The organism is Aridibaculum aurantiacum, from assembly GCF_017355875.1.
GTDB lineage: Bacteria > Bacteroidota > Bacteroidia > Chitinophagales > Chitinophagaceae > Segetibacter > Segetibacter aurantiacus.
The window spans coordinates 412,514-434,188 of record NZ_JAFEWC010000002.1 but is presented as its reverse complement, the minus strand read 5'-3'; the positions used below and the strand labels follow the sequence as shown (position 1 = coordinate 434,188).

Here is a 21,675-nt window from a genome sequence, read left to right as displayed (position 1 = left end):
GTTCTTTAATAGACAATAACTATCTGCCAAATATAGTCGGGCAATATGGATTAATGAATAGGTGAACGCGCAATGTGATTAAAAATAAATTAAATGTAACATTGAACTTGAATAATGATAACACCACTCTTATCAGCCTAGATTTATAGAAGAAAATTTTTTGATAACATCATTGAAACAACAAAGCCCCTGGAAGAGGGGCTTTGTAAGTTTGATTGTTCTTGTATTACCTATCGTTGGATCATTACTTTCAGCATTTGAACTCCGTCACCAGAAATCACCTGTACGTAGTACATTCCTGAAGCATGACGAGTTAGATCGAATGGAACTGAGAGCAATGCTGTCTTACCTGTTAGATCTATCTTTTTCTGCTCTACCATTACACCGCTTTGGGTCATCACCTGCAATGTTACCTGCTGTACAGAAAGATTAGAAAGTTGTACAGTGAACCTGCCTGATGATGGATTAGGGAATACTTTTGCATCCACCTGCTGGTTGACCGGCTGCGTACTAACATAAACATTACGTTCTGAAACCTCGCCAGATCCTGCTTGTTCACAAACTACATTCACAGTAGCTGTAGCCGATGTTGTATTTCCATTTACATCACTTGCTGTGATGGTAACAGTATATACACTTGGCGCAGGTATTTGATATCCGAATGTTCCAGCCAGGTACCTGTTTGGTGTTGCATCTGGATTACCAGGATAATTGAAACTAGCTCCTGGTTCACCATAAGCACTGTTGCCGTTGTAGCTGATGGCACCATTACCCAAATCGCCTGATGGATAGCTGCTCATTCCATCAATAGCAGCATTACCATTTAGCTCTGTAGCATTGTATCCCTTTGCAACCACCATGTAATTACCTTGTGGAAGAAAGACAGGAGAAATACTTCTTATACGGAAGCCACTCACCAATGGATCGCTACTGCCGGAGATGGTTACATCCAGCCCAGGTACAATAGCTTTTGTAGTTGCATTGAATATAGCCACACGTACTCCACCATTTATTGATCCTGTTATACCGTTCGCCTGGTGGTCGAAAGCACCTAGTTGATTGATGAAGATTCCACTGCCATTATGCACAGTGAATGGTGTACCGAATTCACCACCGTAACCCTGGTTCCCCGTGCTAGATGGTGCTACAATTGCTTGTCTAGTAGGTGAACTGTTTCCACCACCTGAACATGTGAACTGCGTTTGGCTTAACTGGATACTGTTGAAGTTAACAGCACAATTGTCACTGATCGATTGTATTACATCAGCAGGTTGTATGGTAGCTATACCATTTGCACCTGCTTTGATGGTTGCTTCCTTTGAAACAATTACAGGTGCTGTTGTATCATTAGCACATGGATCAGCTGGCGGAGGACAGATCAATGTTACTGTTGCAGTAGCATAGCCTATGTTTCCGTTTACGTCTTTTGCTGATACTGTTACTGTTTGTGTATTGCTACCTACAATGCTGTACAAGAAGTTACCTGCAAGGTATTTGTTGGCGCTACCATCAGGATTGCCTGGGTAGTTGAACACTGCAGTACTTGCATTACCTTCTCCATACGCACTGCTACCACTAAAGCTGATGGCACCGTTGCCATTGTCACCGGCAGGATAGCTGCTCATTCCATCTATAGCTGCGTTACCATTCAACTCATTGTTGTTGTAGCCTTTGGTAACCACCATGTAATTACCAGGAGCCAATGTCACGCCGCTGCTCAACTTCTTGAACCTATAGTTGTTGATGAAGTTGTCGCCATTGCCGGTTACTACCACATCTAAACCAGGAACAATTGCTTGTGTAGCTGCATTAAAAATGGCTACACGAATACCGCCATTTTGTGTTCCATTGATACCATTGCCCTGGTGATCGAATGCACCAAGCTGGTTGATAACAATACCACCTTGTGCATGTACTGTAAATGGATTGCCCAATTCACCAACAAATGATTGATTACCGATGTTGGATGGAGCTGCCATTGCACTACGTGTGGTAGCATCGCCACCTGTGCAGTTTAGCTGTGCAGGCGATACCTGGACAGAATTAAAGTCAACCGCACAATTGTCACTGATGAACTGTACAAAGTCAGCAGCATTCAATGTAGCACTACCACTTGCATTGGCTGTTACCACTGCATCTTTGGTTGTGATCACCGGTGCTGTTGTATCATTAGCACATGGATCAGCTGGCGGAGGACAGATCAATGTTACCGTAGCGGTTGCATAACCTGTATTTCCATTTACATCTTTTGCTGACACGGTCACTGTTTGCGTATTGCTGCCTACAATGCTGTACAGGAAGTTTCCTGCAAGGTATTTATTGGCACTACCATCAGGATTGCCTGGGAAATTAAATACGGAAGTACTTGCATTACCTTCTCCATAAGCACTGCTACCAGTAAAGCTGATGGCACCATTGCCATTATCACCTGCAGGATAGCTGCTCATTCCATCTATAGCTGCATTACCATTCAACTCGTTGTTGTTGTAACCTTTGGTAACTACCATGTAATTACCAGGAGCCAATGTAACGCCGCTGCTCAACCTCTTGAACCTATAGTTGTTGACGAAATTATCACCATTGCCCGTTACTACCACATCTAAACCTGGAACAATTGCTTGTGTAGCTGCATTGAAAATGGCTACACGAATACCTCCATTTTGTGTTCCATTGATACCATTGCTTTGGTGGTCGAATGCCCCCAGTTGGTTGATAACAATTCCGCCTTGTGCATGTACTGTAAATGGATTACCTAATTCTCCAACAAATGATTGGTTACCCATGTTTGTTGAAGCAGCCATTGCACTACGTGTGGTAGCATCGCCGCCTGTGCAGTTTAGCTGTGCAGGTGATACCTGTACAGTATTAAAATCTACCGCACAATTGTCACTGATGAATTGTACAAAGTCAGCAGCATTTAATGTAGCACTACCACTGGCATTGGCTGTTACCACTGCATCTTTGGCGGTAATCACCGGTGCTGTTGTATCGTTTGCACATGGATCTGCTGGCAGACATGTTAAGGTTACAATGGTATTTGTTTGGGTAACATTACCCTTAACGTCAGCAGCAGTTATTGTAACTGTATGCTCAGTAACACTTGCTATCGTATAAATGAAGTTTCCATTCAAGTAACGATTTGCTGTAGCGTCAGGATTGCCTGGATAGATGAATGAAGAAGATGTATTATCCTCACCATAAGCGCTTACCTCGTTAAAGGCTATTGCTCCTGATCCAAGATCACCAGCAGGATAAGTTGTTCCTGCAATAGCTGCATTACCGCTTCTTTCACTGCTGTTGTAACCTTTCGTCACCACCATATAGTTACCTACAGGAAGTAGAACAGGGTTGATTAGTTTGTACCTGTAGTTATTTTTAAAGTTGTCTGCATTCCCTGCTACAATCGCATCCAAACCAGGAACAACTGTTTTAGTTGCGGCATCAAATATGGCCACCCTGATACCTCCTTGTTGTGTACCAGTAATACCATTTCCTTCATCGTCGAAAGCACCCAGCTGGTTAATCACAACTGGTTTGGTTACAGAGAATGCATTTCCTAACTCTCCATGGAATACCTGGTTACCTTCTTTTGAAGGAGAAACAAAAGGACTACGTGGCGTTGCATCAGCCGTATTACCGCAACTTAACACTGCAGGACTTATCTGAATACTATTTGCATTAACTGCACATTCATCAGTAATAGATTGAATAACATCTGACTGCTGTATAGTAACAGAACCACTGGCACCCGCTGTAATTGCAAAAGCTTTTGCAATGATCACCGGTCCTGTTGTATCATTCATACATGGATCTGCATCACCTGTACATACTACTGTTACTGTTGCTGTATCTGTTGCAGCATTACCGCTAGCATCCCAAGCTGTTACCGTTACCGCATACGTACTGGTGCCAGGAAGTGTATAAGTGAACGAACCTGCCAAGTAACGATTAGGTGAATGGTCTGGATTGCTTGGATAGCTGAATGTAGAAGGATTGTCTTCACCATACATACTATTACCATTGTAGCTAATTGCACCATTTGCCAAATCACCAGCTGGATAGCTGGTAGCACCAGCAATAGCTGCATTTCCATTCATCTCGCTTGCACCAAATCCTTTTGCTACTACTACATAGTTTCCTGGAGCCAGGTGTACTGCAGGTATGTTCTTGTAACGAAACCCATTAACAAGACCATCCGCATTACCAGCAATGATTGTATCCAAACCCGGAACAATGGTTCGTGTTGCTTCACTGAAAATAGCCACACGTACACCACCATTATTAGCACCGTTAATACCATCACCATTATGGTCAAAAGCTGACAGCTTGCTGACCATGATACCAGCAGGATTGTTAACACTGAAAGGTGTACCCAATTCACCGCTAAAAACCTGGTTACCTATAGAGGTATTTGCTTTGATGGCTTGGCGCAATGTAGCATCTGCACCGCTTGAGTTTGCACAGTCAAACACTGTCTGGCTAATGAAAGTGCTGTCTGCATTTACTCCACAATTATCTGTAATGCTTATAATGACATCCGAAGGAACAATTGATGCTGTTCCGGTAGAGTCTGTTTTTATAGTTACGTTCTTCACTACAATAACTGGCGCCACAGTATCAGCCTCTATTCTTATCACAACTGAATCTGATAGTACAGAACAACCATTCGGCTGGCTTATTTTCACCTGGTAAGCACCAGCTGCACCTGCAGTATAGGTACTGTCAGTTGCACCGGCTATGTCATTACCTCCTACTATCCATTGGTAGCTATAATCTGCACCTGTGTTGGCAGTAAGAACAACCGGTTGACCACAAATAATTTTGGTACCACTTGATGCGATGGTGGCTGTAAGACCTGTGCAATCTAAACCAGCACACTCACCCGCAGGTTGGAAACCAACTGCACTGGTTGAGTCGATGCCACTCCTTAACCATGAATGGTAGATAACAGCAGGCGTGACTTTACCTGCAACGTAAGAAGCTGAAGCATCTCCATACCAGTTGCAATCGCCGTTTACGGTAGCACCCATGTCGCCACTGTTGACAGACAATGAGTCGTTGGTAAAGCTGTTGTTATTGATCTGGATTGTTGCTCCTGCTGGTACATTACCGTAACCAACATAGCTGTCTTTACCAGTAGATGACTGATCGTACAGCACTACAGACTGCTTGAAACCATGTACCAGGTTGTTCTGTACACTTACAACTGCAGTTGCAGGCATCCAGCTATTGGTTGTGTTGTCGGTGATGATCGTTATACCAGGATTGTCTGGTAATGGGAAACCAGCAGGTACCGGCAACATGTTCGCTGTACGGTTCAGTACGATCTCATTGTTTTCCAGCACAGCCTGCTCTATGTTACCTCTTACTGTAACAGGCCTGTTGTACTGGCTTTCAATGGTGCTAAAGTCACCTGTGTACGTAATGCGATTGTTACTGATAGAAGCAACTGTATTCTTCGTAGCATTTGCAAACGTCACTATCATAGAAGCCATTAGCTGGTTAGCCAAACCTACCACAGGTTGAGCGTTGATGGTGTTGTTCTGAATGCTGATGCTATTGATTGCTGTACCAGTTGTTGCACCAGTACGATTGAAGTTCATGAAAGGAGCACCACCAGTTGTGTTTGCCATCTTGTTATTGGCAATCACTAATGTGGTTGCTTCTGCCAAGGCATTGGAATATGCAAAGGCTGTTGCACTGTTGTCGATCACGTTGTGGGTGATAGTTGCCCTAAGCATACGCGGACCGTTGATAGCCGTTGCTGGCTGATCTATTGTATTACCAGTCACCACAACAGAGTCTACTATACCTGTTCCACCGAAGTTCATCGCGGTCTGTGTTCTATAAGTAGAACCTGTTACCACAAACGAGTTCTCCTGTACAAGTATATTCTTCAGGTAGTTTACATTGATAGATGTACCACCGGCACTACCTGATTTTTCGAACCTGTTATTTGTTATCTCCACACCAGATGATGTGATCTGCTCAGAGGCAGCAGCAAACCTACCGTTAAGGTTGATCACATTCCTGCCCTCAGTATTGGTGATCTTGAAGATGTTGGCGCTGATGTCAATTGATTTGAAACCTAGCGTATCATTCATTGCAAACGCTGGCTTGTTACCTGCATCGAACGTGAACCCATTGAAGCCCAGGAAGCTGGTGCCAATATTGAACGTTGCACCTGTTATAACTGCCTCTGCGCGGCGTGCTGTGTTAGCAGCTTTTGCATTGGCTGTATCATTAGGTGATATTGTACTATTAGGACCTACAAAAGTCAGAGGCTTGCCAACAAATATATCGGTTGCAGCATAAGTACCTGCATCCACAAATATGGTATCGCCTGCCTGTGCTACATTATATGCATGTGCTATGGTAGCAAACGGAGCAGATGCTGTACCAGCATTGGCATCGTTACCCACTGCAGATGTAAATACGTCTCCGGTGTTGCTGTTATCATTTACGTAGTACCTGGTCTGGCCAGAGATACATGCATTAGCGACAGGTTGGAAACCAACATCACTACTTGCGTCTGTACCATTATTCAACCAGGTTGACTGGCTAACTCTAGATGTTACTTTACCTGCTACATAAGTAGCGCTTGCGCCACCGTACCAGTTACATCCAGCCATTACCACCTGGCCTGTATCTCCCGCATTAATTGAAACAGAATCATTGATGAAGCTATTCTCAACGATGCTCACGTTGACACCTGTTGGAATATTTCCAAAACCTACATAGTTATCGCCTCCTGCGGTGCTATCGTTGTAGTCGTAGAATGCAATGGAATGCTGATAGCCAGTTATCTTATTGTTTGCAAAAGCAAGATTTGATCCCGGTGTTAGCTTATGTGCGCCAAGATCTGTTGATACCACCATTGCCGCTCGAAACACTGACGGTATAGATGTTACCGGCAAACCTGTTCCGGAAAACGTTATTTCATTGTTGGTTGCAGTCAATCCAGCGTTTTTACCATTTAAGGTTATACCCTGGATAGCAGATGTAACCTGGCTGAAGTTGCCCGAATGGATGATGCGGTTACCGCTGATCGTCCACTGTGGATTTACTACACTGGCCAATACCTGGTTAGTAATTGCCGGCGGCACAGTTGTTAAACCTGTCGCGTTTATACTAATGGTGTTGTCTTTGATGACTGCTTTTGCTGTACTACCTGCAAAACCTCCCTCAAACTGGCGGAACACGATGTGGTTGGTACTTGCAACAGCAGATTCAAGCACATTTTTACTTACAGCAACATCAGTGGATGCTCCAAACACTGTTTGCACAAAGATGCCTTGGTTATAGTCCTTCACAAGGTTGTTACTGATCACTCCTTTGCTTACATACAGCGTATGCACACCTTGCTGTACGTTAGCCATGGTGTTACCATCCATCAGAAACTGGTGAACCAGTCCAAAGCTTCCAAAACTTATTGAACGCATATTTCGTACACCAGGCGTGGTTCCAACGAAGGTGTTATTGGTTACGCTCACGTTCTTCATGTATCCGAGCGTGATGGCGGTTGCCGCAGTATCCGATACTTTCTCAAAACGATTATCATCAAATTGATGACCAGCTGATAAAAGCGAGTCAACATATATATATGCCGGACCTGCCAAACTTATAGCTGTACCCGAGGAAACAGTAACGCGATTCTTTATGAAGCTAAAGCTGTCAACTGCAACATTGGCAAGTGTTACAAGTGACCTGCTACCTGGCACGAAAGAGAATCCACGCATGGTAACGCCACTAGTATGCAGATCAAATCTTCCATTTCTAACAATTGACTCTGTATACCTGCTGGTATTTGCCTGCAGCTTATCAGTAGCATTATTAGGAGAAACAGATTGGTTAGCCCCTACAAACACTACTTGTTTATCAAGGGTCAAAGTTGTACCACCCAGATCATAGTTACCTGCATCTACATAAATAGTACTTCCTGCCGGTGCTACTGAATAGGCTTTTTGTATGGTAGCAAACGGGCTGGCAGCTGAACCATTATTATTATCATTTCCAATAGCAGTGGTAAACCTGTCGCCGGTTTGCGTGCTATCGTTTACATAGAACAATACCTGGTTGCCGAAGCAAACGTTTGGCATCGGTTGAAAACCTGTTTCAGTGCTTGCATCTGTTCCATTTACCAGCCACTTTGTTTGACTCACTTTCGATGTGACTTTCGTTGCAACCTGTGTTGCAGCATTGCTACCATACCAGTTGCAATCTGCATGCACTACGTTACCTGTATCGCCAGCATTGATAGAAATAGAGTCGTTGGTAAAACTGTTGTTGTTGAAATTGATAGTAACACCAGCAGGCACATTACCAAAGCCAGTGTAAGGATTGGTATTGACGCCGCTTGTGATACCGTCGTACAAAGCGATCGAGTGCTTGTAACCTCTCAACTTGTTGTTGTTGAAATTGAGGGTAGAACCAGGCGCAATTGCATTTGCACCGCCATCGGTAGCCAGGAACATACCCGCCATGAACATACCAGGAGTAGCAGAAGGTTGTAAACCTGTACCTGTATATGTTACTTCATTACTCTCTACTGTGGTGTTGGTGGTGTTACCATTTAAGCTAACGCCCAGTAGCGATGAAGTATAGCTACTGTAGTCACCAGTGTGAACGATCCTGTTTCTCCTGATCGTCATTTGAGGATTGAGTACAGTACCTGTAACCTGCGTAGAAATAGCAGGTGGCATATTGGTCAATCCTGTTCCATTTGCAATAACAGTATTGTCTTCTATCAATGCCTTTCCACTACTACCAGGGTTTGCGCCTTCAAACAGGCGGCAAGTAATATGGTTAGAAGTAGGGAAAGCATTCTCAAAAATATTTTTGGTGACAGTGATATCTGTAGAACCAGGTATTGATGCCTGTAGCATCAGTCCGTGGTTGTACTCACTAATGTTGTTGTTGGAGATCGTAACCTTTGCAACCCTTAATGAGAACAAGCCGTAGTTAACGCCTTTCATGGTGTTACCGATCAGCCTGTATTGATCAACAATACCCGTCTGGCCAACCACATTGATGATGAAACTACGCGCTGTTGTGCCTACGCGTACAAACGAGTTGTTGATCACATCAACATTCTTCACGTAGTTGATATTGATGGCCTGCGCAGATGCATCTGTGGTTTTTTCAAACCTGTTGTCTTCAAAAACATAACCTGCTGAAACAATAGAATCAGCATGGGTAGTAGCTACACCATTAAATGAAAAAGCAATGGTAGAAGCTATGGTTACTTTATTGTGCCTGAACTGGAAGTTACCTGCTGAAGCATTGGACAATACTGCCAATGTACGTGTACCCGGAACAAAGTTCAGACCCCTGAAACTGATGCCACTGGTGGCTATACCAAGCGTAAGATTGGTAAGTGTAGCTTCAGCAAACCTGCCCGTGTTTGGCAATAACTTATCAGCAACATTGTTTGGCGTAATGGTATCATTTGGACCAACTAAAGTCACTGCTTTGTTTAGCGTGAAAGTCGTATTTGCAAAATCATAAGTACCTGCATCTATGTAAATAGTACCACCAGCTGGAAGGTATTCAAATGCTTTTTGAATGGTAGCAAAAGGAGCAGATGAAGATCCATCGTTAGCATCATTACCTATTGCTGTAGTGTACCTGTCGCCTGACTGGCTACCATCATTTACATAATAAGTAGTAGGCACACCATTACATTCGCCGCCCGGCTGGAAGCCTACAGCACTGCTTGTATCTACACCACTCATTAGCCATGGAGTAAAGTATACATCGCCCTGGATGGTGTTTTTGATAGCAGAGAAATCTGTAGTGCCATACCAGTTACAAGGTGCACTGAAACTACCACCATTGTTGATGATGTTTTTAGCACCACTAGCAGGAACAAAGCTGTTTAAATTCACAACAGGATTGATGGCTCCGATATTTAAGCCGAAGCCGTTGAAGTTCTTTAAGCTGTTGTATATAAATGTAAAGTCACGCAAAGTAGAACCCCATACACCCGCAGACACAGCCATACCATAATTGGCGCCTGCTGCATCCACTTCATTCTGTGATACTGTAGCAACAAGGCTATCACCTTGTATATTCATACCCACCCATGTAAAACCACTAATGGTGTTACCTGTGATTTCTAATGTTCTGCGAGGCAGTACACCATGATTATAATAAACATACAAGCCATTACCTTCATCAGAGCCTGATGTCTTCAGCTTCATATTCCTGATGTCGATGTTGCGCACTGCTCCTCCTGTTTGCAACAAAATAGCTGTTGTAGAACCGGTGAAAGAAGACATACCATTACGCCCGTCTACTGCCAGATCATTGATATACACATTGCCTATGTTCTGTGTAGTTTGTACAATAGCAGCTTCATTAAGACCTGGTGTCATTGCCAGGGTCGCTGTTGTATCGCGTGCAATAGTTGTTTTTGTTCTGCCTGCACCTTGAATGTATACACCTTTATCAATAGTTATTTGACCTACATAAGTTCCTGCATCCACATATATGGTATCTCCTTCTTTTACCTGCGAAATTGCATGCTGTATAGTAGCAAACGGAGCACTTGCCGTACCGGGGTTGCTATTGCTACCTATAGCTGTAGTAAATACATCACCACTGGTAGTGTTGTCATTTACATAAAACTTGCTGTTGAATATTACCTGTACCTCGTTAGAGAATGATGCACATGAACCCGAAGATGAGATCTGCACTTTATACAAGCCATGTTGTGTGGCAGTGTAAGATTGTCCGTTAGCTCCGGCTATTATAGTATTATTTCTGAACCACTGGTAAGTATATCCTGGACCAGCATTAGCAGTAAGCGTTAGTTGACTGCCATAAACAACTGGTGGATTAGCTGGTGTAACAGTAGCTGTGATTACAGATCCGCAATCAGCAATACGCGTTATCCAAATATCGAAACCTCCTTTGTTAAGTCCAGCAAGGTCACCATCAACAGAAACAGAACGGCTCATAGTTACATACTCGCCATTGGTGTTGCGGGTGATGGTCATACCATAGTCAGCACCTGTACCACCATATGTCTTTTGCCATACAAGATCACCGGTTGCATTTGTACGAACCACCCAAACATCCTGTACACCCTTGAAGTTGGTTACCTGTCCATTGTTAGAAAGCGTAACGCCGGTTAAAACCGCGCCGCCATCAGTAGTTAGATCGAGCGACTGCGGCTGATCGGTACTGCTACCACCATATAGCTTCTCCCATACAATATTTCCATTGGCGTTCAGTTTCACGAGCCAGTAGTCAATTCCGCCATTGCCAGAAGCACTGTCGTTGCCGGTAACTGATAGGCCGGTGAACATAAAGCCGCCATCTGTGGTAGGCTTTATCATTACCACCTGGTCAGTATTGCTTCCACCATAGTTATAAGCCCATATCTTGTTTAGATCCTGGTCCAGCTTCTCTACAAATCCATCTTGTCCTCCCTTAGCGCCTACTATATCACCATCGTTAGATTGGGTAAAACCACAATAGATAATGTTGCCATCATTTGTTTTGGTGATGTAATAAGCATCCTCGGAAAGTGTGCCACCCAGTCGTTTCTGCTTTACAATAGCTCCGGCTGCGTCTATTTTTACTATCCATATATCACCAGCACCTTTAGCTGTGGTACCAGCCAGTTCACCATCAGCAGATGATGTATTACCAGAGAAGATATAACCACTGTTTGTTTGCACAATGGAGTTCACCACGTCAACACCAGTACCGCCATAGCTCTTCTGCCATTGCTTGTTACCATTTGCGTCCAGCTTTACAAGCCATGCATCTATGTTTCCGTGTGCCAATGTAATATCGCCTGATACAGGTGATGAGGTAGTACCAACTACCATATAACCACCATCAGTGGTTTGTATGATTGCATATCCCCTGTCGTCGCCCGTTCCGCCAAACGACTTCTTCCATTGTATATTAAAACCACAATCCAGCTTCACCACGATCATATCGTTTTGACCGTAGTAAGGCATTTCGGCAAGGTCGCCGTTCCTGTTTGTATTGCTAAATCCGGTGAAGACATAACCACCGTCTGCAGTTGCTACCAATCCCTGGCGGAATGAAGTAGGCTGGTCTGCACCATTACCACCAAAAGTTATGTTTTGCTTTAGTTCACCAGGTCCATAACTTCCAGAGAAAGAAGGAACAGGATTAACAACAACTGTTACACTGGCAGTAGCTATTCCACCACCTGCAGTGGTTGCTATTACTTCGTATGTACCTGCTGTGCTAATTGTAATAGATTGCTGCGTTGCACCCGCCATGGTAGCGCCATCTTTTACCCACTGGTAAGAAACAGCACCGGCAGAAACAGCTGTAAGCGTTACAGAGCTTCCGGCGCAGAAAGTAGTAGGACCTGATGAAGAGATTGTAGCACTTTGTACTTCGTTATCAGAAATTTTAAAAGCGAATGCTTCACCGTTGGTTTCGTAGTCTACCACATCCCAGCGATTATCAAGATTACGAATACCTGTTACCAGGTAACCGCCACCGTTTGCTTTAGATATTGTAGAAGGAATATCAAACATTGGCGAAGCATAATTCTTCTTCCATTTGATCGTTCCATCATTTCCATTCAGCTTCAGCACCCATACATCTGCAAATCCTGCATTGTCTGAGAAAAGACCAGTACCGCCATCGGACAGCGCCAGCAGCATGATGTTTCCATCAGCAGTTGCCTGCAGGTCTCTTGGCTCATCATTCCAATGCCCACCGTAGTTCTTGCTCCAGATCAAATCACCATTGGCACCAGATAACTTGATAACAAATACATCTCTTGAACCCGCTTCCGTAGGTCCTATATCGCCATGGTTATTTGTATTAGTATAACCACTGATGGCAAAATTTCCATCGGTTGTTTGTGTAATCGTTCTGCAAAATTCTTCGCCATAACCACCGTAGGTCTTCGACCATTGTTTAGTACCGTTAGCGTCAAATTTTACCACCATAGCATCCATGCCGCCTTTGTTGCCTGTGCCTTCGCCATTGGTAGATTCAGTCCAACCAGCTAAGGCAAAGCCACCATCTGTAGTAGCGATCACTTTATAACCTTCATCGCGACCACTACCTCCAAATGAACGATCCCACTGCTTTACTCCACTTGCATTTACTTTCAATACCCATGCTTCACTTTGCCCGTTTGTAGCCGTCACATCGCCTCCTTGTCCAGACCATGTATGGGTAGCGATGATATAACCACCATCAGCAGCCAGCTCAACAGAATGTGCATAATCGTCGCCATAGCCGCCATAGTTTTTCTTCCACTGCACTGCACCTGTTGAATCCATTTTTATCACCCATAGGTCAGCAAATGGAGCACCGATTAAACCAGGCAGATCGCCATCGGTTGAATTAGATGTAGCTACCACTACAACGCCACCATCAGGTGTTATTTTCATATCCTGCGGATCATCCATTTTAGAACCGCCTATTAGCTTTTGCCAAACAAGGTTCCTGTTGGCATCCCACTTTTGCAAGACAATATCACGCAATCCCTTTGCTCCCATGCCTGCTACAAAACCATCATTTGATTCAGTAGCAACCAGGAAGAAATAGCTGCCATCCTGCGCCTGCTTAAGTGCAACTCCTTTGTCGAAGCCAGTGAATTTCCTTTCGGTGCCAAACTCCTTAATCCATTGTTGTGCACCTATATCGTTGTACTTTATCAAAAAGGCATTCTCATCTTTTGCACCCTGCCAATCCCAATGTGCTAAACCTGGTGCTATGGCACCGGTAGTGAATACTTCACCCACTGCATTTACGGCTACACCTGCACCATCATCAAATCCCCAGTCGTTACCAATGCGATGATGCTTGTCCCACACCTTAGCTCCCGAAGCATTCACTTTTATGGTCCAGCTATCCCATGTGTGGGAGTTGGTAGATAGATCTGAAGTACCACCACTTGGTGAATCGCTTCTTCCTATTAGTACAAGGCCACCATCGGGTGTAGTAGCAAGCTGCGATGCTAAGTCGCTTGAAGGACCACCATAGTTTTTAGAAGACAACAGGTTTCCATTAAGATCCACCTTTACCAGCCAATAATCCAAGCCACCTTTTGCACCTGTTATATCACCATTGTTCGATTGGGTAGAACCCAGGAAAGCATAACCGCCTGCTATATTCACCACGCTTACGGCGCGGTCGTCATCGGTGCCGCCAAAACTCTTCTTCCAGATAACAGTTCCATTGAAGTCTATCTTAAAAAGTAGCGCAGCACGCCAGCCTTTGTTGGTAAGCAAACCTGCTACATCTCTATCATTCGATTGAACATTACCCGCAATAATAAACCCGCTACCATCGGCAGCAGGTACAATAGCATTACCTACGTCTATCCAGCCTCCACCAAATATCCTGTTCCATACAATATTACCTGAAAAATCAAGCTTTACATTCCAAACATCTTCTTCCGATGTGCTGGTTCTAAGACCTGTCAGGTGTCCATTGTTAGACTTAGTATAACCTGTGAAAATATATCCATCATGCACCTGGCAGATACCATTGGCTGCATCTGCCTGGCTGCCACCAAACGACTTGCTCCAGACCAGGTTGCCTGCGCCATCCGTCTTTACCACCCATGCATTTACATCAGGGCCAGGGTAAGAACTACTGGTACCAGCAATGATGAAACTACCATCCTGTGTTGCTATCAGTTGATTGCCTACATCGTCGCCTGAGCCGCCAAAGCGTTGCTTCCATAGCAGCGTACCACTACTATTGTATTTAAAAAGATAAGCATCGCGGTGCCCGTTGTTACCTACAAAATCACCTTCGGTAGAAGTAGAATTAATAAGTACAACAGTAGAGCCATCCGCCAGTGCTATTACGCTTTTACCGTGGTCTATACCAGTTGTTTTTGTCCATTGTGCAGAGCCGCCCATACGTTTTTCCCATTCTATATTCTGGGTATAACCGTAGGTGCTGGAAAGCAATAGACAAAACAAAATGAGAGAAAAGTAAAAGTACTTCTTCATATACCTTTTATTAAGAGTTTAGGCCAATACAAGTTTTACCGGAACATAATTCCGGGCTATTAATGATGCCAACCAAGTATAGGTTGCACGGATCGTTTTCAGTAGTGTAGGTTGCGGAGGAGGATACAGGCTTCTAATGAAAGAAGCCAATAGGATAATGTTTTTTCTCATATAGCTGTTAGCAAAGCCTCTAAAATAGATACATGCTAAAGCCATTACTAGCACACAATCAATTGATTGTTCACAGGCTCAATAAGATGCATCTATAGGGGTGAGGCCGGATGATTATAAGGAAACAGGGGAGCAAATAAATGAAATGTTAATAGACAGGCAAATTAATATGGAATTAAAAGAGAATATACCTACTTATAGGTATGGCACATCAGTACATATTCCCATGGAGGGAAAGAATCAAGCGAAATACACAAAATAACACTGTCTTTCAACTGGTCGTAATGCAGCTTAATATATGGAAATAAAGGAAGTACATAATAGGCTTTTTAAAGGAAGAAGCTAAGCCACAAATAGATTGACAGCAGATAAATCAATCAAAATAGCAGCAGTTAAGAAGGCGGTACTCAACAGTCAGGCTGAATGTTAACATGATGGATAGATGCAAATAATAGCTTCTCCCCTCGACGATGCATCAAGCACAAGCTATGTCCAATGAAAAGGATAAAGGATTTGATTAGATCAATGAACATTGGTAAATACTCATCCTATATCATCCGGGAATGCATATAAACAAAAAGAGGCTGCCTTGCGGGCAGCCTCTTTTGTATGATTGAAAGACCTTTGAGATCTTATCGTTGAATAACCACTTTCTGTGTTTGTACACCATCAGCAGAGATAACTTTTACAAAGTACATTCCTGCTGGTTGTCTTGTAAGATCAAATGGTACGCTTAGCAGAGCTGTGTTACCTGTAAGGTTAACTGCTTTTTGTTCTACCAGCATTCCACTTTGTGTCAACACTTGTACTGTTACTTTCTGTACAGAAAGGTTAGCAAGCTGTAGTGTAAATCTTCCGTTAGAAGGATTAGGAACAACCCTAACAGCGTTCGACTTACCCACTTCCTGCAGGGAAACAATTGCTTGCTTCTCTGAAGTTGTTCTGGCTCCACCTTGCTGACAAACCACATTTACTGTTGCTGTAGCTGTAGATTGATTACCAGAAGGATCAGTAGCTGTGATCGTTACCTGGTAAGTATCAGGAGTAGGTATCCTGTAGCTGAATGAACCAGCCAGGTACCTGTTCGAAGTAGCGTCAGGGTTAGAAGGAATTTTGAAGTCATTACTTAACTCGTGCGCACTTGGACCATTGTAGCTGATTGCTCCGCCACCAAGGTCACCAGCAGGATAACTACCAGAACCACCGATAGCCGCATTGCCGTTCATGTCTACTCCATCAAAACCTTTAGCCACTACTATATAATTGCCTTGTGGTAAGAACACTCCAGTTACATTCTTCACGCGGAATCCACCCACAACTCCATCAGCCAAACCAGAGATAGTTGCATCCAAACCTTGTACGATCAAACCTGTAGAAGTGTTGAAGATAGCTACCCTGATGCTTCCCTGGATACCATCACCATTATGGTCGAATGCACCCAGTTGGTTAACAACGATACCACTTGAAGCGTTCACGCTAAATGGTGTACCCATAGCACCGTAGAAGTCCTGGTTACCTGTAGATGTTGGAGCAACAATAGCCTGGCGTGTAGGTGAACTACTACCACCACCGCCTGAACAAGTAAATTGGCTTTGGCTAAGTTGGATTGAGCTTACTGTACAGTTGTCTGTTACAGACTCTACCACATCAGAAGCCTGGATGGTTGCATTTCCATTTGCATCTGCCCTTACAGTTACATCTTTAGGAACAATAGTTGGACCTTGAGTATCATTTGTACAAGGATTAGCAGGAGGACAGATCACAGCCACTCTTGCTGTCTGTTGACCTGTGTTTCCATTTATGTCTTGTGCAGTAATAGTTACCGTTACCGTATCCGCTGCAGGAATGCTATAGATAAAGTTACCGGCAAGATACCTGTTAGGTGTACCATCAGGATTACCAGGGTAGGTAAAGCTGCTGTTGCTATTCATAGCACCATACATACTGTTACCATTGTACGAAACTGCACCATTACCCAGGTCGCCGGCAGGATAACTACCAATACCTGCAATGGCAGCGTTACCATTCATCTCGTTGCTGCTATACCCTTTAGCAACTACTACGTAGTCACCCATTGGTAGCATAACAGGGTTAACCCTAACAAACCTGAAGTTATTGATGAAATTCTCACCGTTTCCAGATACGATCACATCAAGACCTTGAACAATAGAACGTGTGTTAGCATTGAATATAGCAACACGAACACCACCATTCTGTGTACCATTGATACCATCGCCCAGGTGATCAAATGCACCAAGTTGATTGATCATAATACCTGCGCCATTAACTCTGAACGGAGTTCCCAATTCACCAGTGAACGCTTGGTTACCCTGGTTAGAAGGGGAAACGATTGGACGACGAGGCGTAGCATCGCCACCACCTGTACAAGTAAATACTGAAGGTGTTACACTATATGAATTTGTGTTCACAGCACAGTTGTCAGTAACAGATTCAATTACATCAGAAGGCTGAATAGTAGCTGAACCATTAGAACCGGCTGTTACAGTGATGTCTTTGCTAACAATTGTAGGCGGTGTTACATCATTTGCACAAGGATCAAGTTGACCACTGCATATTACGGTAACGGTTGCTGTTGCCTGGCCGATATTTCCAGCATTATCTTTTGCAGTTACAGTCACAGTATAATCCTGGCTTCCTGGCTTGCTATAGAAGAAGGAACCAGCAAGGTATTGATTAGGATAACTGTCAGGATTAGAAGGATAAGTAAAGGTTGCAGGGTTTGCTTCACCATAGCGGCTGTTTCCAGTAAAGCTGATTGCACCGTTACCTAGGTCAACATTGCTGTTGGTGTTGGTTCCTGTGATCTTCAGGTTTCCATTCAACTCGTTAGCGTTGTAACCTTTAGCAACTATTATATAATTTCCAGGAGGAAGATGTACTGGCGATACATTTTTATAACGGTACCCGCCCGATATACCATCTGCATTTCCTACAATTGTAACATCCAGGTTAGCATACTTGCTAAATGGTATCACATTGAGGGAGAATATTGCTACCCGTACACCACCATTGATGGTTCCGTTGATACCGTCACCGTTATGATCAAAAGCTGCCAGCCTGTTGATCACGATACCATTGGCAGCATTCACTGTGAAAGGAATACCTAGTTCACCGCCAAAGTCCTGATTACCTGTAGAAGTATTGCTACTTGCAGCCTGGCGAAGTGTCGCATCAGCTCCCACAGGATTGTTGCAAGTGAACTGTGTTTGACTAACGAATACGCTATCATAATGAATACTACAATTATCGGTCACATTGTCGATTACATCGAACTTATTGATTGTAGCAACTCCATTAGAATTTGTATGAATACTTGTATTTAACGTTGTAACTACCGGAGCGATAGTGTCGTTAGTACAGTCTAGTGGATTACAATATAATGTAACATAGCCTTGCTTTTGAGCCGGGTTACCATTTATGTCTTCAGCCCTAATCGTGAATAGGGTAGTTTCTCCTCCACCACCAATATAGTATTCAAAAGTACCTGCCTGGTAACGGTTAGCAGTAGCATCACCGTTGGTTGGCACTGTAAAGCCACCAGTACTATCATTGTTACCGTAGGTGCTGGTTCCTGAGTAAGCAATAGCTCCACCACCCAAATCGCCTGCAGGGTAACTGCCAACACCATGGATACCAGCATTACCTGCCAACTCAGTATCATTATATCCTTTGGCTACCACTACATAACGACCACGACGTAACAACACTGGATGAATTGCTTTGAACCTATAATTACCTCTTATACCTTCTGCATTACCTTTAATGATTGTCTGCGCAACCTCGAAGCCCCACTCGTCGAAGATTCCTACGCGTATACCTCCATCCTGTGTTCCGCGAATACCATCACCATTGTGATCAAAAGCACCTAAACTGGTCAGGTAAATACCCCCAAGATTTTTTACCTCAAATGGGGTACCTAAAGAGCCATAAAATGCCTGGTTACCTTGTGCATAGGGCGCCACATTGGCTACTCGCCGGGTTGCATCGCCAGGGCTGCTACAGTTAATACTGGTAGGTGTAACAGTCGTATTGGAGTGGTTAACATCGCAGTTATCTGTTATTTGAGCGAGGTTGAATGGACTTAGATAATAAGTAGGATTACTACTATTACTGAATACCTCCTGTACATCATTCATTGAAATAACCGGAGGGGTATTATCATTTGCACAAAGACTTGTAAAACGATACACCTGGCCGGTTGCAGGCTTAGTGCTGATATTATAGTAGTTAGTAAACTGGCTAGCCGTAGGATTAGCTGATGCATCACTTAAAGCGATGTAAGCTCCGGGACCAGTACCTGTACTTGTTATACCAATAGCTGCAGTAGGGTTTGATCCCAGTGCCCCTGGCAGACGGTTGTAATGAAACTCTACTACGTTCGTTGTCTCATACAACTTCAATTGGAATTCTATGTTCAATTGAGAAGCCGAAGCATCCCAGTATACCCTGCTCCACTGCAGCGTAAACACCCTGTTAGGTGCTGTCCCTGTAGTCAGATACTTGATATCACTTGTAGAAAATAGATCATGGTCATCCCACAAAGGTGCCAATATAGGCCTTACTTGTGTGGCTCTACCATAAGGTCCGTAACCAAGATCAGCAGTATAATAGTCATGGTTTGCATGATCTGTTATCTGCGTAAATGGTCGGAAAGCAGCAAATCCATTGGTATTCGCATGGATCTGCGTGTAACTATTCCCTTCATAGGTAAAGTTGAAGCCGATCGGTATATTGTTCGCAAAACCTTCGTCGTGCGTGTCATAGATCGATTGCGCATTTTCAACTGTAGGAACAATGCCTCCTACAAGAGGAGAATATGTTCCCTGTACCGCAGAAAAGTGATAGTTCATCTGGGCGTGTACACTCGTAAATGTGAGTGCCAGCGCCACAAGGGCTAGGTACAACTGTTTCATTTTGGCTGATTGATTATTCAAAAAAAATATTTATTAAAAGTGAGTAGTGAATGGTGAGTAGTGAGTTAGTTGATGGTTGATAGTTGAAAAAAGAAATCTCAAATCTGAAATCCCTAAATCCTACATCAGACATCCTAAAACGCCTTCTCATCTCCCTTCACTGTTTTGTAAACCGTAAGCAGGATGATCTTCAGATCCATCCACATGCTCCAGTTTTCCATATACCATATATCGTGTTCTATTCTTCCGCGCAACTGGCGCTTTTCGGTGATCTCTCCACGGTATCCATTGATCTGTGCCCAACCCGTAACACCAGGCTTCACAAAGTGACGGATCATGTACTCGTTCAATATCTGCGAGTACTCTTCTGTATGCTTTAGCATGTGCGGACGTGGACCTACAATCGACATATCACCCATGAACACATTCAGGAACTGTGGCATCTCATCCAGGTTCGACTTGCGCAGGAACTTACCTACACGCGTTATCCGGTTATCGTTCCTTGTTACCTGCTTACTGTTTGCTTCATCATTCATCCGCAGTGTCCTGAACTTGATACACCAGAATGGCTGGTTGTTCTTTCCTGAGCGTAGCTGTTTGAAGAATACCGGTCCTTTAGATGAAAGCTTGATAAATACTGCAATGATGGGCACCAGCCACGATAATATAGCTACGATAACAAATGCACTAAAAAGAACATCGAACACACGCTTCTTAAACCTGCCATCATATTCTTCTAAAGGCTCGGGGCGCATAGAAAGAATAGGAATATCACGTTCAAAATCGATGTACACCTTCCTGTTCACAAAAGAACTAAAGTCAGGAACCAGCTTGAAGCGGATGAAATTCCTTTCAGCCTCCTGTGCCATCTGGTAGATATGCTCATTCTTTTCCGGTGAAATGGTTGAGTAGATCTCCTGCACCTTGTTCTCAAGTGAATAAGAGATCACCTCATCCAGGTCGCCCAGTATCGGGTACTTAGACAGCTCCTTTACGTTCTCCGCGCTTTCGAAGTAACCTTCTACTTCAAACTTGCGGCGGCTCTGTCCCTCCCCATAGATGTCCACCAGTCGCTTGCTCAATTCGTTATACCCAACCACAACTATCTTTTTGCTGAAGGGCTTTTGCTTTTGCAGGTAATGAGAAGTGCCCATTGCTATGGTGCGACTTACCACCAGCACAATACCAAAGCTGCCCATACAACTAAATACATAAAGGCGGGAATACGAATAATTATAAGCAACGATGAACAACAACAACAAAGTAGAGAAAGCCAGCAAAGCCATGATGGACCGCTTAAAGAAACCATCCTGTCGCCTTGACTTACCAATATATACTGCACTCACATAAGCGCAGGATATCCAGGCAATATTTGCCACCAGCAAAAACAGGATATAAGGTTTCGACACCGGCACAGATTCCAACACCATCAGCAGCAGGAAACATATCACGTTCAGGCTGATGATATCAAACAAGGCAAATGAAAAACGATACAAATTAGAAGCGCGACTATTCATAGAAGGTTATTGGCTAAACAGCTTGTTTTAAGGGCGGCGAAGATATTACCCCCATTTCTAATAAGAGGTAATACCCTG

The 21,675-nt window shown here is 43.7% G+C and carries 3 protein-coding genes; all 3 read right to left on the bottom strand.

Translation table 11 applies throughout. From position 1 onward, the window contains the following. Window positions 1-230: 230 nt before the first annotated feature. The 3 genes from J4N22_RS13210 to J4N22_RS13200 all read right to left on the bottom strand — a co-directional run bounded on the left by J4N22_RS13210 (window position 231) and on the right by J4N22_RS13200 (window position 21,597). Window positions 231-14,975 carry a T9SS type A sorting domain-containing protein gene (locus J4N22_RS13210; protein ID WP_207495298.1) on the bottom strand — a complete coding sequence of 4,915 codons (14,745 nt, stop codon included), beginning with the start codon at window positions 14,973-14,975 and terminating at the stop codon, window positions 231-233. Between the two features lie 803 nt (window positions 14,976-15,778). Further along, complete coding sequence (locus tag J4N22_RS13205) at window positions 15,779-20,080, bottom strand: T9SS type A sorting domain-containing protein (protein ID WP_207495292.1); 4,302 nt, start codon at window positions 20,078-20,080, stop codon at window positions 15,779-15,781. 134 nt (window positions 20,081-20,214) lie between these two features. Further along, window positions 20,215-21,597: an undecaprenyl-phosphate glucose phosphotransferase gene (locus J4N22_RS13200; RefSeq protein WP_207495290.1), complete on the bottom strand. Its 1,383-nt coding sequence runs from the start codon at window positions 21,595-21,597 to the stop codon at window positions 20,215-20,217. Window positions 21,598-21,675: the final 78 nt, after the last annotated feature.